This window comes from Alsobacter sp. KACC 23698 (genome assembly GCF_045348435.1).
GTDB lineage: Bacteria > Pseudomonadota > Alphaproteobacteria > Rhizobiales > Beijerinckiaceae > Alsobacter.
Window position 1 is genome coordinate 2,269,883 of the sequence record NZ_CP157484.1, and the last position, 16,424, is coordinate 2,286,306.

The following is a 16,424-nucleotide window of genomic DNA, read 5'->3' on the forward strand; positions in this document are numbered from 1 at the left end:
GGACGCGGGCTCCATGGAGCGCCGCCGGTGATGTTCAGGAGTGATCAGAGGCGTTCCGTCGCCGCCGCAGGCCGACCAGAAGCTGCGTCAAGGACACGGCGTCCGTCGCGGTCCCGTAGACGTAGTGGTCCGGCCGGACCACGGCGGCCACGGCCTTGTGGTGTGCGAACCAGCGATCCAGCACGCCGTCGCGCTCTACGAGAGCGCCTTCACCGATGCGGATCGGACAAAGCCCCGCCTGCGTCGCCTCTGCGGCGAGTTCCGCCGTGTCGGCCGCCGAGCCGACGCGAACCACCAGGCGCCAGCCCCCGCCGGCCGCCTTGTCGAGCAGCACGGCCCCGGTCTCGCCGATGATCCAGGGCTGGGGAAACAGGAGACCGGCTGCGGACGTGTCCAACGCCAGCAGGCCGCGTTGCAGGGGCGGCACGATCTCCTGGCGCGTGATGGTCCGCGGCTGGCCGGCGCCCTCCGCGAGGATCCGCGCGTCCCTTTCGCGGGCGCGCTCGGGGTCGCGCTCGCAAATGACGTGACCGATCGCCTTGATCCGGCTCGTCAGCTGCCGCACATGATCGGCGCGTTCCTCGCCGTAGGTGTCGAGGAGGTCGTCGCCGGCCCGGCCGTCCAGCGCCTCTTCGAGCTTCCAGGCCAGGTTGGAAACGTCGCGTAGGCCTTGGCACATGCCCTGCCCGATAAAGGGCGGTTGCTGGTGGGCGGCGTCACCGGCCAGGAACACGCGGCCGTTCCTCCACTCCTGGGCGACGAGGGCGTGAAACCGGTAGCTCGCCGAGCGCCAGAGCGTGGCGTCGTCGGGCGTGAGCCACTGCGCCAACAAAGACCAGACCTGCTCGGGCTGCTCCATGGCGCGCGGGTCTTCGCCCGGCAGCAGCATGATTTCCCAGCGGCGGTGGTTCTTCGGGCCGATGATGAAGCTCGTCGGACGGGCGGGATCGCAGAACTGGGCCGCCGTCTGCGGCAATTTCCCGAGCGCGTCCTCGTTGACCAGCACGTCGACCACGAGCCAGGGCTCATCGAAGACGAGGTCCTCGAGCGCAATGCCGAGTTGCTGACGAACCCCGCTGGAGGCTCCGTCGCACGCGATCACGTAATTGGCGGTCTCAACCCGCACGGTTCCGGCGGCGTCCCGCAGATGCAGGGTGACCCGCTCGGCGTCCTGCTCGAGCGCGATCAACTCGGTTCCAAGCTCCACCCGAACGCCCGGGTAGCTTCGAGCGTGGTCCCGAAGAGCGGCTTCCACGGGCGGCTGCGTGAACACCATGGTGGGGGTGTAGCCAAGCGGGTAGGGCTCCTGGACCATGTCGATCCGCCGGATCAGCTGGCCTTGCGCGCCGAAATGCTGGGACGCCGGAAAGGGCGCGACATACGGGAGGACGCGGTCCGCGACGCCCAGATTGTCGAACAGGCGCAGGATCTCATGGTCGATCGCGATGGCGCGCGGCTTTTCGTACACGCCCTGCTGGCGGTCGATCGCCAGCGTCGAGATCCCACGCGCGCCAAGCAGACTGGCTGCGACTGCGCCGGAGGGGCCAAAGCCGATCACGGCGACCTGGACGTCATTGACGAGTTTAGCGGCAGTCACCGACTGGCCTCCGAAGCTGCATGCAGCACCGCGATCTGGGCGGCCTTCACATGGTCTGACTTAGGCGGCGCGATGCCCCAGTGGTCGGTGCGACCGGGAGGCCAGACCCAGTCCTTCGGCCCGCGAACGACGTAGTCGTCGTCGACCTGGAGCACCTCCGCGGTGTATTCGATGACGGTCCCGACCGGGTCGACGAAGTAGGCGAAGACGTTGTCGCCCGGACCATGGCGGCCCACGCCCCAGCCGATCGAATAGCCATGGTCAACCATGCGGCCGGCGCCGCGCATGACGGATTCGAGATCCGGCATCAGGAAGGCCACATGGTTCAGGCCGTTCACGGGCGCCTCGGCCAGCACCACGGCATGGTGATCGGCGTTGCAGCGCAGGAAGGCCATCAGCTTGGATCGATCGGTCAGCCCGAAACCCAGCACCGCCTGGTAGAAGGCCGCGGCCTCGTCCACCGCGACGCTGTTGATGTTCACGTGCGCGAGCCGGATCGGGCGGTTGGGCGCCACGGCGGCGTCGGCGTTGCGCCGATCGCCATGCACGAAGCGCAGCGTGCCGCCCTGCGGCTCGCGGAGGCTCAACAGAACACCTCCACCCGGCTCCTGGCTGTCGGCGGGCGCCGTGACGGCGCAGCCCTGCGCGGCGGCTGCTTCGGCGATCTGGCCGAGGTCGGCGGGCACAGCGCAGCGGAACGTCACCGAACGCAGCGCGGTCTTCGGGCCCGCATGCAGGGCGAGCACGTAGGCGTCGTCGCCGCTGGCGCGCAGATAAGCCGCCGTCTCGGTGCGGCTCACGCAGGCGAGCCCCCAGACCTGGGTATAGAACGACACGGACAGCTCGAGGTCCGGCGTTTCGAGTTCGGCGCTGCGCAACGCCGTCACCGGGAAGCGCTTCATGGGGCAGGCTCCACGTCCAGCTTGCAATCGAGGAACCGCGCCGCATTGCCGAACAGCAGCCGGTCCTGGACGGCGGTGTCGGGCAGCGCCTCGCGGATACGCCCGACAGGCGTGCGATCGTGGAAATTGAAGGGATGGTCCGTCCCGACCATCACCTGCGTGTCGCCGAAGAGCTCGACGAGGTAGCGCAGCGCCGGAGCGTCATACACGAGCGCGTCATAGAAGAGCCGCCTCGCCTGCTCGACGGGCGAGACCTCCATCAACGTCTCCAGCGCCGGAAACACGCGGCGGCCTTCGGCCAACCGGGGCAACAGCATCCCGAGCGTACCGCCGCCGTGGCTGAACGCGATGCGCAGCTTCGGGCGCCGGACGATCAGGTTGGTGGTGATCACGGACGCGGCCGCGAGCCCGACATCCCCCGGATAGGCGAGCACCTGCTGCAGCGGCGCGGGACCGACCAGCCGCTCCATGCCGGCCGGTCGCAGCGCATGCACGAACACCGCGGCGCCAAGCTCCTCCGCGGCCTCGAAGAAGGCGTCAAACTCGGGCGCGCCCACCGGGCGGCCATTGATGTTGCTGCCGATCTCGACGCCCGCGAAACCGAGCTGGCGAACGGCGCGCTCCAGCTCCCGCAAGGCGAGGTTCATGTCCTGCAGCGGAACCGCCGCCAGCCCGACGAGGCGCCCTTGCGCCTCGGCGATCATCTCGGCCGTCTGGTCGTTGATGTAGCGAAGCAGGTCGTCGGCCGCCGGCGCGTCCATCCAGTAGGACAGCAACTCCGGCATCGGCGACACGGCCTGCAGGCCGAGCCCCATCGCGTCCATGTCGGCGATGCGCTTGGGCACGCTCCAGCAGCGATCGCTGACGGTGCGGTAGGTCTTGCCGGCGATCATCACGTGCCGGTGGCAGGCGTCGGCCTCCGTCATCGACGGCCAGGAGCTCGGCTCCGGCGCACGGACGCAGCGCGGAAAGTTCTCCGGGATCACGTGCGCGTGGATGTCCACGCCGCAACGGCATCGCGACATGATCGTCATCACGATGGCTCCCGGGTCGGGCGAATGGATGGCGCGTTTCTCATGCGGGTCAGCCGTAGAGCGCTTTGGGCAGCCACAACGCGATGCCCGGGAAGGCCAGCAGCAGGAGAATGAGGATCAGCGGGGCGACCAGGTAAGGCAGGATGCCGCGATAAATGCTGCCGATCTTCACGTCGGGCGCCTGCGCCTGGATCACGAAGAGGTTCATGCCCACGGGCGGGTGGATGAGCCCGACCTCGACCACGATCACGACGATGATGGCGAACCACACGGGGTCGTAGCCGAAGCTCTTCACCAGCGGCAGGAACACCGGCACGGTGATGAGGATCATGCCGATGCCTTCCAGGAAGCACCCCATGATGATGTAGGCGACAATCACCAGCGCCATCACGACGAGGCCCGGCAGCGACAGCGCCCGCGCGGCGTCGGCCAGCAGGGTCGGGACTTGCGTCTGGACGATGAAATAGGAGAACAGGTTGGCGCCGATGATGATCGCAAATAGCGAGCAGCTCGTCTTCACCGCGCCCGAAACCGTCTTCAGAAGCTCGCCTAGGCCCAGGCGCCCGCCGACGACCCCGAGCAGGATGGCCCCCATCACCCCGATGGCGGCGGCCTCGGTGGGGCTGAAGATGCCCGCGTAGATGCCCCCGATGGTGACCCCGAAGAGGGACAGGAACTGCCATGGCCCGGCCAGCGCCCGCACGCGTTCACGCGCCGTCGCGGGCGGCGCCATGGGCGAATCCTCCGGACGCCGATGCGCTCCCACCATGGCGACCACGATGTAGAGCAGCGTCAGGATGAGGCCCGGCAGCAGGCCCGCCGCAAACAGCTTCGGCACCGACTGCTCGGCGATGGCCGCGTAGATGACCAGGATGATGGACGGCGGAAACAGGATGCCGAGGCTGCCGCCCGCCGCGATGGATCCGGTGGCGACCGAGTCGGCGTAGCCGGCCTTGCGCATCTCGGCGAGTGAGATGCGCGTCATCGTCGCCGCCGTCGCGATGGAGGAGCCGCACACGGCGCCAAAGCACGCCGAAGCGCAGATGGTGGCGATCGACAGGCCGCCTTTCACGCCCGACAGCAGCACCCGGGCGGCCTTGAACAGGTCGGCCGACAGCCCCGTCGTGGACGCGACTCCGCCCGTGATGATGAAGAGCGGGATCACCGAAAGCGTGTAGAGCGACGCGGTGTCGAACGGCGTCGTGCCCAGCAGCGCGAAGGCGCTGTCCCAGCCCGACAGGGCCAGGTTGCCGAGAAAGCCGACCACGATCAGCGACGCCCAGACCGGGACGCGGCCAAACAGCAGGACAAACAGGGCGAGGACGCCGAAGGCGCCGATGACGGGCGGGGACATCAATGCGCTCCGCCGGCGCCGGGAACGGGGCTCAGCAGCGCCCCGATCGCGCTCAGGATCGTGCCCGCGATGCCGGTGAACACAAAGACCCACACCACCCAGAGCGGCAGTCCGAGTTCGAGCTTCCGGTCGCCATAGTCATAGGCCTGGATCGCCGGGCTGATCATCGCCCAGGCGATCAGCGCGAGCGCCAGGACCTGGACGAGATCGCCGAACCGCACCAGCGCGCGTCGTGCGACGGGGCCGACGAAGTGGTCCACGAGGTCGATCGTGATGTTGGAGCGCGTGAGAAACACGGCCGAAAGCCCGTGGAACACGAACAGCGCCAGCATGCACTCCACGACGTCATAGGCGCCGTGGATGGGCTTGCCTAAGCCGTAGCGAAGCACGACGTCGGCCGTCGTGCTCACCACGATCACGCCGGCCGCCGCCATCGCAAGCCATGTCTGCGCCTGCGCGACCGCGGCGATGACCCGCGCGCGCCGCGACGCCGGCCCCACGCTGTGTTCCTGGCTCACGCCGTCACCGCTCGGTTACTTGATGTAGTCGGCGTAGAACTTGCGGGCAGGCTTGCCGCCCTTCTCGAGCGCGTCGAGCCGCTTCTCCAGCAGTGCGCCGAGCCGACCCTTGATCTTGTTCAGCTCCTCGGGCGGCATCGTGGTGATCTCGACGCCCTTTGCGACCATGTACTCGCGTCCCGCCTTCTCGGCGTTGTCCAGAGCCGTTCCGAAGCGCGCGGCCATTTCGGGGCCGGTGGACTTTTCGATGATGTCCTGCAGGTCCTTCGGCAGCGCCTCGAACTTTTTCGGGTTCATCACCGCGATGAACGTGGCCGTGCTGACGCCGGGCTCCATGGAATATTTCACCACGGTGCCGAGATCGAAGCTCTGGGCGCCCTCATACGGGAAGGTCGCGCCGTCGATGATGCCCTTCGCCAGCCCGTCCTGGGTCTCGCCCGGCGGCACCGCCAGCGGCGCTGCGCCGAGCGCCGAGATCACCTCGGCGAACTGCTCGCCCGCATAGCGGATGCGCAGGCCCTTGAAGTCGTCCGCCTTGCGGAGCGCGACCCGGGCGGTGTGGAACTTGAGCGGCGCCGTCACCATGCCCCACAGCACCTTCATGCCCGGATATTCGGAGGCGAGATAGGTGGGCATCAGCTCCGTCATTCGACGGGACGTGAGTGCGCTGGCCGTGCCGCCGGATGGGGCCACATAGGCCTCGGACACGATCTCGGTGACCGGGTAGCGGCCGGGCGTCGAGCCGGTCAGGCCGATGGAGATGTCGGCCACGCCGCTGCGAACGATGTCGAACTGGCGCTGAGGCGGCCCGAGCTGCGCCGCCGGATAGAGCTTCAGCTTCAGCCGGCCGCCGGAGGCTTTCTCCAACTCCTCGCCCCAACGCGCCAGCTCCTTCTGGAAGGTGTGGTTGGGCGGCAGGAAGTGCGAGACCTTGAGTTCGAAATCCTCGGCGCTGGCGCTTGTCGAGATGGAGGCGGCTGCGGCGGCGAGGGCTGCGATGGCGGTCCGGCGCGAAACCTGGAAGCTCTTTGACACGATAGTCCTCCCGCTGCGGCGGCCGGACTGATCGGCTCCGGCCTTGTTGACAGCGACTGTGCCGGGCCAAAAAGCGCAGGTCAACGAATTTTATAAATCCTGACGGTCAGCGGCGGTTTGTATAACGTTGGGAAATACGTCGGGATCGGACAAAATCACGTTGGCGGTGCCCTGGTAATGGGCGGTGAGCAAAGCGACAGCCTTGTCGGCATCGCCGTCCACCACGGCTTTGAGGATAGCCTCGTGCTCATCCTTGACATTCCGCGTAGGGTAGACCCGTTGGATCGAGAGTTGCCGATAGCGAAACAGTAAATCAGCCTGCTGTTCGCAGTAGTTGATAAGCCACTGTGACCCACATCCACTGATCAAGTGACGATGGAAGATCCGATGTAAGCGTTCCCACTCCGGATTGCTTTCAAATTTCTCGCGCGATAGAGAACGCGGCGTCTTCGACAGCCTGTGCCAGGCGAGCACCAAGGCTTCTTCCCACTCCGGTGAGGCAGCCGCCATCGACTCGCGAAGAGCGCGCTCCTCCAGCCAGCACCGCGTCTTGGTCAACTCGCGCAATTCGTCCGCGCTGATGCCTGCAACAACGAATCCGCGCTGGTCGCGGATCTCGACCAGCCCCTCGGACGCTAACCGATTCAACGCCTCTCGGATGGGCGTCTGGCCAGCATCATACTGATCCATCAGGTATTTCAGCTGCAACCGACGGCTCGGCTTCAGCCGGCCTTCAAGCAGGTCGCGCCGAAGCCGATCACAAAGCGCGCTGGCTTGAGTGGCAACCCGGTCGGCGGCGGAGTCGGATCTCACGGTCATCCGAGATATTATATAAATTCTGGCGAGGGTGGCAAATCGATCTTGGCCCCTAGCTGAGCGGACGACTGCGTGCTCCCCTCAAAAGGTGTCAACGACCAGCCCGAGAGGTCCGCTTAGGTGGAAAGCGGACCGGCCTGCCGTTGTTCGCCGCGAGCCCGAGATGCGCCACCATCGGAAGTTCGCCGGCGCACCACGAGCGGACCCTGACTGCCGTAGAAGAGTGCGCGCAGTCGATCCTGTCGACGGCGCCCGGGCTGCAGCGAGGCTTCGGCCGCTGTCCAGCCCGCTCTCAGCCCCGTGTCGCGCTCGGCCCTGAAGCCCAGTCGCTCAGACGCAGTGTTCGACTCGGCTCGCGGCTCGGCGAATCGCGATCTCCAGTTGTGATGTTTATCCGGTACTCGCGGCGATAAACGGATGGGGCGACGCCTTTCAGCGCCAGGAACTGGCGATTGAAATTGGAAAGGTTGTTGAAGCCAACCAGAAAGCAAACGTCCGCGATGCTGGACTTGGACACCCTGAGGAGCTCACACGCCCGGTTCACCCGGAGCTGGTTCACGTAGCGGACGAAGGTCAAGCCGGTGTGGCGTTGGAAGGCTCTGGAGAACGCCGTTGGCGTGAAGCCGGACAGCTCGGCGAGATCGGTTTGGGTGAGGTCTTCGCCGAGATTGCGGGCGATGTGCTCCAGAACATGATTGAGCGGGTCGCTGGCGTAGACCTCGGGACGCGCCCGGAACTCCGCGCTTGCGAGCTGCCGCCCGCCGGATTGCTGCAGCAAAGCCATGAGCTGGAAAAAAAGGCCCAGCCGCCCGACGCCGTCCTCGTCCAGGATGCGCTCCAGCAGAAACCTGGCCTTCTCGCCGACGCCGTCCTCAAACTCGAAGCCGGCTTCCGATCGCTCCAGCAACGGCCCGAGCGCCCGAAGCTCCGGCGCCACCGCCATGCAGTTCGCGATGAAGGCCTGGGTGAACTGGAGGACGATGCCCCGGCGGGCGATCACCTCGCCGCGCGGCACGTCGCTGATCCAGTTATGCGGCAGGTTCGGTCCGGTCATCACGAGATTGCCGGGCCGGAACGTCCCGATAAAGTCGCCGATGAACGATCGCCCGGACGTCTCCGTGACGAGGTGGATCTCGTATTCCGGATGAAAATGCCAACGCACAGTGCGGAATGGATAGCCGTGCGCCCAGACCTTGAACGACGCTTCGCGCGGCACGTCGACGACTTCAAGGTCCGGCACATGATTGCCGCCCCGGTCGCCGGAGGGCCCGTGGTTCCTTCCGGTCAGAGTCGAGCCTCCCCGGTCTTCGGCCTCGCTGTCGGCCGGCGTTTCCCGCCCATTGTCGGGAGGTTCGCTCACCATGGCTAGAATGGCAAGGCGTGCTTGGCGAACAGCTTCTTGGCGATGACACGGAACAGCAGATCGGCCGCCAGACCCATCAGTCCGAGCGTCAGGATTCCAGCGAAGGCGTTGGCAGTCTTCAGAAAGAGGCGTGCGTTGTAGATCAGGAAGCCGACGCCCTCGTTGGCTGCTATCATCTCGGCTGCGACCACGCTCATGAAGGAGAAGCCCATGCCGACGCGCATGCCAACCAGAATGGCCGGGACCGTGGCGGGCAGCACTACGCGCCAAAGGACCTGCCGGCGACTGGCCCCGAGGCAGAGGGCGGCACGGCTCGGGCTTTCGTCGACGGAGGCGGCGCCTGCCATGGTGTTCATGAACACCGTGAACAGCGACGTGTAGATGATGATCGCGATTTTGGACTGCTCGCCGATCCCGAACCACAGGATTGCGATGCCCAAAAACGCGATCGGCGGCACGAATCGAAAGAAATTGAAGAAGGGCTCGATGGCCTGCTTCACCACGCGGATTCGGCCCGCCACGAGCGCGAGCGGTATCGCGACCGCGCAGCCCACCGCCCAACCCACCAGGATTCGGAAGTAGCTATAGGCGACCGCAGTCGGCAGGTCGCCGCTGCTCGTCAGCGTGACGATCGCCCGGCCCACCGCGAGAGGCGACGGCACGAAGAAAGGCGACGCGAAAGTTGACCCGATCGCCCAAAGGGCGACGGCGGCCAGCACGGACAGCGTCGTCACGCCGTAGCGTCCCAGCGAAGGCCGGGGAAGCCGCTTCGGCGGCGCGATGGACGTGGTGTTTTCGACGAGGTTTGTCATGCGGCCTGCTCGGCGAGGCGCTGGTTTCCGGCTTCCGCATCGATCGCGACGCTGAGCCGGTTGAACAGCTCGATAAAGCCGGCGGTCATCCGTTCGCGCGGCCGAGGTAAGTCTACGGGGATGATCTCGCGAATACGGGAGCCCGGTCCGCGCGTCATGATGCCGATCCGGTCGGCGAGCCAGATGGCCTCCGTGATGTCGTGGGTGACGAACAGGACGGTGCGCCGGTGAGCCATCCAGATCCTGGTGACCTCCCGTTGCAGATGGCTGCGCGTGTAGGCGTCCAGCGCCGCAAATGGCTCGTCCATCAGCAGGATATCGGGCTCGTTCGCCAGCACGCGGGCGATCTGCACGCGCTGCTTCATGCCGCCCGACAGCTGCCGAGGCAGCTTCTCGCGGTGATCCCACAGGCCGACCAGCTTCAGCATCTCGTCCACCACCGGGCGCCAAGCCTGCTCGGGGACGCCGCGCATGCGCGGGCCGAAGGTCACGTTTTCCTCGACGGTGAGCCAGTCGAACAGGGCGCGATCGGACTGGAACACGACGCCGCGTTCCTTGGCGGGGCGGTCAACCGCCTCGCCGTTGATCGCGACCGTTCCGCTGGTCGGCATGACGAAGCCGGCGACCAGGTTCAGCAGCGAGGTCTTCCCGCAGCCCGACGGGCCCAGCAGGCAAAAGAACTCGCCCGGCGTGACCTCGAGCTGCACGTTGCGCAACGCCGCATAGGGCTCCCCGCTGCGCTCGCCGGAGAAAACCATCTCGACGTCCCGCATGCTGATCGCTGGCGTCATCGCCGGGCTCCTAGTAGTCGTATTTGGAGAACTTGACCCGATCGGGCGCAACGGCCTTCAGCCACTTGCTGCTGATCCACTGCTTCATGTCCGGCATGGACTCGAGTTCCTTGTTCTCCTTCAGGTAGTCGCCATAGACGTTGTACATGTCGATCTGGCTGTCCGTGAGCGACGCCGGCCAACCGTCCGGCCAGCCGCCATTCTTCCAGATCTTCTTGACGTCGTCCGGCGACAGCTGGATGGCCTTGGCGGTGATCTGCGCGCCCTTGTCGGGGTTCGACTTCAGGAGGTCGACCGCCTCGATCCAGGCGGCGACGAGCTTCTCCATCCCGGGGTCGCCGTTCTTCTTCACCCAGTCGCACGTGACGTTGACGACCGAGACGTCGCGGAAGGCGGACCCGATGTCGCCGAAGCGATGCACGGCGTCGCCCCCGATCTCGAGCGCCAGCGAAGGCGTCGGCTCCGGCCAGATGATTCCGTCGACGCTGCCCTTGGCGAGCGCGATCGGCTGGTCTTCCTCGGACATGTTGACGGTCTTGACCGCGTTCCGGTCGACGCCCTGCTTGGCCAGCCACATATGCAGCGCGACCTCGCCGATACCACCCTTGCGCGTCCCGATGCTTTTGCCGACGAGATCGGTAGGCTTCTTGATGCTGGCCTTCGTGACCATGTTCACCGTGTTGACATCCACGAAGCCGATGCCGCCCTTGAAGCAGGCCTTGCCGCTCTTCAGCAGCGGCAGCAGCACGCGCGTGTTGGGAAAGGCGACGTCCAGATCGCCGGCCAGCGCCGCCTCCATGGTGGCGATGCCGGAGTTGAAGATCCGCATCTCGACCTTGAGGCCGTGCTTGGCCGCGATCCCGTTGCTGGCGTCGGCCAGCACGAAAACCGGACCAAACAGCACGTTTGAAGCCGCGCCGATCCGGATGACGGTGGGGTCGGCCGCCTGCGAGGACCCCACGCCGCCGATGGCCAGCAGGGTCGCAAAGGCGAGCGAACGCGGCCACGGAATCATCTTGCCGCTCTGCATCATATTCCTCCCATTTCTCTGCTCTGAGACAGATTAGCAAGTATATTATTTTTATTTGAAGCGCTCAAAGACAAGCTGCGTGAGATGCGGCCTGATATCGAGCGATTCAGCAGAGCCTGTCACAGATCGATTGGCCTAGCAACCACACCCGCCCGGGCCAGGATGATACTTTTTTGCGGATCTTCGAGCAGATAAGGGGATCGAATACTTTCTGTTGCAAGGCATGATGCATCGGCTATAGCCTGCGGCAAACGACGACACGGACAAGAAGCGCCATGAGCGAAAGGGAGAGCCGCGCCGCACCGGGGCGCGTCGGGACGACCGTGCAGGAATCGCAGCCCTACTGGCCCGCCCGCCGCAAGGCCGCGCCGAACGCGCCGAACATCGTCTGGGTGGTGCTGGACGACTGCGGCTTCTCCCAGATCGGCTGCTACGGCGCGGGGATCAGCACGCCCGCTATCGACGCGCTGGCGCAAAACGGGCTGCGCTACACGAACTTCCATGTCACCGCGATGTGCTCGCCCACCCGCACCTGCCTTCTCACGGGCCGGAACCATCATGCGGCCGGCATGGGCTACCTTGCCGATTTCGACACCGGCTTCGACAACGCCCGCGGCGCCATCTCGCCCAGCGCCGCCACGCTGGCCGAAATGCTCCGGGACGGCGGCTACGGAACCTATGCGCTCGGCAAGTGGCATCTGGTCCCGCCCGCGGAGTGCAGCCCGGCCGGCCCGTTCGACAACTGGCCGACCCAGCGCGGTTTCGACCGCTACTACGGCTTCCTCGGCGGGGAAGAAGACCAATGGGCGCCCGAACTCTGGTACGACCAGCACTATGTCCCGCCTGAAGGCCGCGACGGCTACCATTTCAGCGAGGACCTGGTCGACCGGGCGCAGGAGTTCCTGTCGGACCATCTCACCGCCACGCAGGATCGGCCGTTCTTTCTGTATCTGGCGTTTGGGGCCTGTCATGCGCCGCACCAGGCGCCGCAGAGCTTTCTGGACAAGTACCGGGGCGCCTTCGATCACGGCTGGGACGTGGAACGCGAGCGGGTGCTCGCGCGGCAGCTCGAAATGGGCATCGTGCCGCCCGGAACAGAGCTTGCGCCGCGCAACCCCGGCGCCCGGCCCTGGACCGACCTGAACGCCGATCAGAAGCGCCTCGTCGCGCGGATGCAGGAGGTCTTCGCCGGCTTCACCGAACACACCGATTGCCAGATCGGCCGGCTTACGCAGTTTCTGTCCCGCCGCGACAAGCTGCGCGACACGCTGTTCGTCGTGCTCTCCGACAACGGCGCCAGCGGCGAAGGCGGCGAATTCGGCTCGGTGAACGAATATCGCTACTTCCTCGGACTGCCCGACACGCTTGAGGAAAACCTCGCCGGGATCGACCAGCTCGGCGGCCCGTGGACCCACAACCACTATCCGGCGGCCTGGGCGCAGGCCGGCAACACGCCACTGAAGTTCTACAAGAAATTCACCTTCGGCGGGGGCGTCCGCGCGCCCTTGATCATGCACTGGCCGGAGCGTCTCGCCGAAGCCGGAGCCCTTCGCACACAGTTCCACCACGCGATCGACCTCGCGCCGACCATGCTGGACCTCGCCGGCGTGACGCCCAGGCCGCATTATCGCGGCGTCGAGCAGATGCCGCTACACGGCGCGTCCCTCGCCTACACGTTTGACTCGCCAGGCGCTCCGTCGCGTCACGAAACCCAGTATTTTGAAATGGGCGGTCAGCGGGGCATCTACCACCGGGGATGGAAGGCGGTCACCAATCACCGCTCGGGGGACGACTACGCGGCCGATCGGTGGGAGCTCTACCACCTCGACCAGGACTTCTCCGAAACGCGCGATCTCGCCGCCCAGGAGCCCGAGAAGCTGCAGGAGCTCGTCGATCTCTGGTGGCGCGAGGCGAAAGCCTACAACGTGCTGCCCTTGGACGACCGGGCCCAGGCCCGAGCCTTCGCGCGCGACCCTGCGACCGACGCCCGGCTGCGTTTCGTGCTGTATCCGGGAACGCGGTTGCTGACGCCCGTTACAGGCCCGAACTTCGCCCGGCGCTCCTTCCGCATCACTGGCTTCTTGCAGAACTGCGACGATACGGCCAGCGGCGTCGTGTTCGCCTATGGCCGGCGGGCCGCCGGGCTGTCGCTCTTCGTGCAGGAAGGCCGCCTCTGGTTCGATTACAACCTCGCCGGACGTCACACCGAGTTGTCGGCCCCGCTTCCTCCTCTCGGTCGCGTGGGCAGTCTCGGCTGCGCGCTTCTGCTGCACGAGGAGGGCCGGACCGAACTGCGGCTCATGGTCGACGGACGCGACGTCGCCTCCGCGCCGCTGCCTATGGCCTTCCCGGCCGGGTTCGGGCTGATGAGCTCGCAATGCGGGATGAACGAGCCTTCACCGGTTTCGCCGCGCTACAGCGCGCCGTTCCGGTTCGGCCCGGGCCTGGACCGGGTGGAGGTTGAGCTCAGCGAGGCGAGCGACGAAACGATCGCGGGCCTCTGGCTCGCCGCGATGGCGTCCCAATGAGCGCCGCCGCGCGAAGCCCGGGCGCGCCGCGCTATGTGATCGGCGTCGATGTCGGCACCGGGAGCGCCCGCGCAGGACTATTCGAGGCGGACGGGAGCCTCCTCGCGGATGCGCGGCGGGACATCTCGCTCTGGCACGACGTTCCGGATTACGCCGAGCAGTCCAGCGCCGAGATCTGGCGGGCCGTGTGCGCCTGCGTGCGGGACGTTGTGCAACAGGCCGCCGTTCAGCCCCGGGCAATCGCAGGAATCGGCTTCGACGCGACATGCTCGCTGGTGGTGCTTGGCGAAGGCGGGCGTTCCTTGCCGGTCGGGGCGCATGGCGACCCGGCGCGCGACATCATCGTCTGGATGGATCACCGCGCTCTCGATCAGGCGCGAAGGATCAACGAGACGCAGCACCCCGTCCTCTCCTATGTGGGCGGCCGCATCTCGCCCGAGATGCAGACGCCCAAGCTGCTTTGGCTGAAGGAACAGCTGCCCGGCGCCTATCATGCGGCATGGCGGTTCTTCGATCTCGCCGATTTCCTGACATGGCGGGCGACCGGAAGCCTGGCCCGATCGGTGTGCACGGTCACGTGCAAATGGACCTACCTGGCGCATGAGCGACGCTGGGACCCCGGCTATTTCCGGCAGATCGGTCTCGGCGACCTCACCGACGACGGCTTCGCCCGCATCGGCGACGAAATCGTCCCTGCGGGGGCCCCGCTCGGCGACGGGCTGACCGCCTCCGCGGCCGCCGAGCTCGGCCTTGCCCCCGGCACGCCCGTCGGCGCGGGGCTGATCGACGCCCATGCGGGCGGGCTCGGCTCGATCGGCAGCCGCTCTGTGCACGGGACGCCGCTGACCCGCATGGCCTATGTGTTCGGCACGTCGGCCTGCACGATGGCGAGCGGCGAGGAGCCCATCTTCATCCCCGGCGTCTGGGGCCCATATTTTTCCGCCATGGCGCCCGGCCTCTGGCTGAGCGAAGGCGGCCAGTCCGCCGCGGGCGCCGCCATCGAGCAACTCATCGCGTTCCACCCCGCATGGCCGGAGCTGAAGGCCAGGGCTGCAGCAGAAGGTCTGGCGCCTCCGGAATGGTGCGCCGGGCAGGCGGCTGCAAAGAGCCCGACCCTGTCGGACGCCGTTCGCCTCGCCGGCCCACTCCAGGTCGTGCCCGACTTCCTCGGCAACCGCTCGCCGCATGCCGAGCCCCAGGCCCGCGCGCTTGTGGCGGGACTTGGCATGGAGCGGGACCTCGACCATCTCGTCGCGCTGTATGTGGCGGGCGTTCTCGGCGTCGGCTACGGGCTGCGCCAGATCATCGACGTCAGCCGCGCCCGGGGGGCGACCATCGAGGCGCTCGCCTTGAGCGGCGGCGCGGGCAGAAACCCGCTTGTCCGGCAACTCCTGGCGGATTGCGCCGGTCTACCCGCGCTGGCCTCCGACGGCGCCGATCCGGTGCTGCGCGGGGCGGCCATGCTGGGCGCGGTCGCGGGCGGCGTGCATGCGAACCTCCACGCCGCCATGGACGCCATGTCGCCGGACGCCGTCGCTTACGAGCCCGTCGCGGGCGACCTCGCACAGGTTCACCAGCAGCGCTACGCCGCTTTTGAACGGCTTGAGCGATGCGCCCGCGAGGCGATGCTGACCGATCTCGCGAGCCCCGCCAGCAACCCACAGGGAGGCGCGCTGTGACACAGGACATGGAAGGCAGGGTCGCGGCGATCACCGGAGCCGCATCCGGCATCGGGCATGCCTGCGCGGTGCGGCTCCTCAACGCCGGAGCGCAGGTGATCCTGATCGATCGCGACCGCGCTGCCCTGGACCGCATCGTTCCCGAACTGGGCCCGCGCGCATCCGCGCTCGCCATGGACCTCACCGACCCGCGCGCGGTCGGGACGATGATGCCATCGATCCTGTCCGCGGCCGGTCGTCTCGACGTGTTCCACGCCAATGCCGGATCCTATGTGGGCGGACCGATCGAAGCCGGCGACCCGGACGCCTGGGACCGCATGCTGACGCTGAACGTGAACGCCGTGTTCCGCTCCGTCCATGCCGTTCTGCCGCACATGATCGAGCGCCGGACCGGAGACGTGATCGTCACGAGCTCGGTGGCCGGGGTGGTGCCGGTGGTCTGGGAGCCGATCTACACGGCCTCCAAGCACGCCGTGCAGGCTTTTGTCCACACGGTGCGCCGCCAGATGATCAAGCACGGCCTGCGCATCGGCGCCGTTCAACCCGGCCCCGTGGTGACCGCGCTGATCAGCGACTGGCCCAAGGATAAACTGGAGGCGGAGCTCGCGGCGGGCGGCCTGATCGAGGCGTCAGAGGTCGCGGAGGCGGTTTACTTCATGCTGAGCCGCCCGCGGAACGTCACGATCCGCGATCTCGTGATCCTTCCCCAGAGCACGGACCTCTAGCAACGCTGGTTGGCGCCGCTCATCAGCGCGGCGTTCGAGCGGCTCTCGCAAAGTCGGATGCGTTGGACTTCCGCCAGGGGTCAGCTCGCCAGCGCCAAGCCCCGCCGCTTCATGCCTTCGCCACTGCCCGCACGGCGACCATCCCCTCCGAAGCGCCTTCACCGAGACGGCGAGCCGCATAGCGGCGTCGGATGCGGTCAGGAACAGAGCGGCGGCGGCCATGAACCAACTCGGTGCAGG

The 16,424-nt window shown here is 67.0% G+C and carries 14 protein-coding genes; 3 read left to right on the top strand and 11 right to left on the bottom strand.

Going from position 1 to position 16,424, the window contains the following annotated elements; translation table 11 throughout:
• Positions 1-34: 34 nt before the first annotated feature.
• The 11 genes from ABEG18_RS10565 to ABEG18_RS10615 all read right to left on the bottom strand — a co-directional run bounded on the left by ABEG18_RS10565 (position 35) and on the right by ABEG18_RS10615 (position 11,252).
• A complete protein-coding gene (locus ABEG18_RS10565) occupies positions 35-1,597 on the bottom strand; it encodes a bifunctional 3-(3-hydroxy-phenyl)propionate/3-hydroxycinnamic acid hydroxylase (RefSeq protein ID WP_406858019.1) in 1,563 nt (520 codons plus the stop codon).
• Complete coding sequence (locus ABEG18_RS10570; protein WP_406858020.1) at positions 1,594-2,499, bottom strand: VOC family protein; 906 nt, start codon at positions 2,497-2,499, stop codon at positions 1,594-1,596. Before ABEG18_RS10570 ends, ABEG18_RS10565 begins: the two co-directional genes overlap by 4 nt.
• Complete coding sequence (locus ABEG18_RS10575) at positions 2,496-3,533, bottom strand: amidohydrolase family protein (protein ID WP_406858021.1); 1,038 nt, start codon at positions 3,531-3,533, stop codon at positions 2,496-2,498. Before ABEG18_RS10575 ends, ABEG18_RS10570 begins: the two co-directional genes overlap by 4 nt.
• A gap of 49 nt (positions 3,534-3,582) precedes the next feature.
• On the bottom strand, positions 3,583-4,887 hold the full coding sequence (locus tag ABEG18_RS10580) for a TRAP transporter large permease (RefSeq protein ID WP_406858022.1): 1,305 nt from the start codon (positions 4,885-4,887) through the stop codon (positions 3,583-3,585).
• Positions 4,887-5,405, bottom strand: coding sequence for a TRAP transporter small permease (locus tag ABEG18_RS10585; protein ID WP_406858023.1), 519 nt, complete (start codon positions 5,403-5,405; stop codon positions 4,887-4,889). Before ABEG18_RS10585 ends, ABEG18_RS10580 begins: the two co-directional genes overlap by 1 nt.
• 15 nt (positions 5,406-5,420) lie before the next feature.
• Positions 5,421-6,440: a TRAP transporter substrate-binding protein gene (locus tag ABEG18_RS10590; protein ID WP_406858024.1), complete on the bottom strand. Its 1,020-nt coding sequence runs from the start codon at positions 6,438-6,440 to the stop codon at positions 5,421-5,423.
• A gap of 90 nt (positions 6,441-6,530) precedes the next feature.
• Complete coding sequence (locus ABEG18_RS10595) at positions 6,531-7,259, bottom strand: GntR family transcriptional regulator (RefSeq protein WP_406858025.1); 729 nt, start codon at positions 7,257-7,259, stop codon at positions 6,531-6,533.
• A gap of 289 nt (positions 7,260-7,548) precedes the next feature.
• Entirely contained in the window at positions 7,549-8,619 is a 1,071-nt protein-coding gene (locus tag ABEG18_RS10600; RefSeq protein WP_406858026.1) for an AraC family transcriptional regulator, read from the bottom strand.
• A 2-nt stretch (positions 8,620-8,621) separates the two neighbouring features.
• Positions 8,622-9,353 (bottom strand): ABC transporter permease, encoded by a 732-nt coding sequence (locus tag ABEG18_RS10605; RefSeq protein WP_406858027.1) that lies wholly within the window; start codon positions 9,351-9,353, stop codon positions 8,622-8,624.
• A 74-nt stretch (positions 9,354-9,427) separates the two neighbouring features.
• The gene (locus ABEG18_RS10610; RefSeq protein ID WP_406858028.1) at positions 9,428-10,222 is read right to left on the bottom strand and encodes an ABC transporter ATP-binding protein; all 795 of its coding nucleotides are present in this window, start codon (positions 10,220-10,222) and stop codon (positions 9,428-9,430) included.
• Between the two features lie 10 nt (positions 10,223-10,232).
• A complete protein-coding gene (locus tag ABEG18_RS10615; protein ID WP_406858029.1) occupies positions 10,233-11,252 on the bottom strand; it encodes an ABC transporter substrate-binding protein in 1,020 nt (339 codons plus the stop codon).
• A 275-nt stretch (positions 11,253-11,527) separates the two neighbouring features.
• Between ABEG18_RS10615 and ABEG18_RS10620 the strand changes: the two genes are divergently transcribed.
• From ABEG18_RS10620 to ABEG18_RS10630, 3 genes are read left to right on the top strand one after another with little or no spacing between them, the layout of a single operon-like run.
• Positions 11,528-13,780, top strand: coding sequence for an arylsulfatase (locus ABEG18_RS10620; protein WP_406858030.1), 2,253 nt, complete (start codon positions 11,528-11,530; stop codon positions 13,778-13,780).
• Complete coding sequence (locus ABEG18_RS10625) at positions 13,777-15,459, top strand: FGGY-family carbohydrate kinase (protein ID WP_406858031.1); 1,683 nt, start codon at positions 13,777-13,779, stop codon at positions 15,457-15,459. The genes ABEG18_RS10620 and ABEG18_RS10625 overlap by 4 nt, the downstream gene beginning before the upstream one ends.
• Entirely contained in the window at positions 15,456-16,184 is a 729-nt protein-coding gene (locus ABEG18_RS10630) for an SDR family oxidoreductase (protein ID WP_406858032.1), read from the top strand. Before ABEG18_RS10625 ends, ABEG18_RS10630 begins: the two co-directional genes overlap by 4 nt.
• Positions 16,185-16,424: the final 240 nt, after the last annotated feature.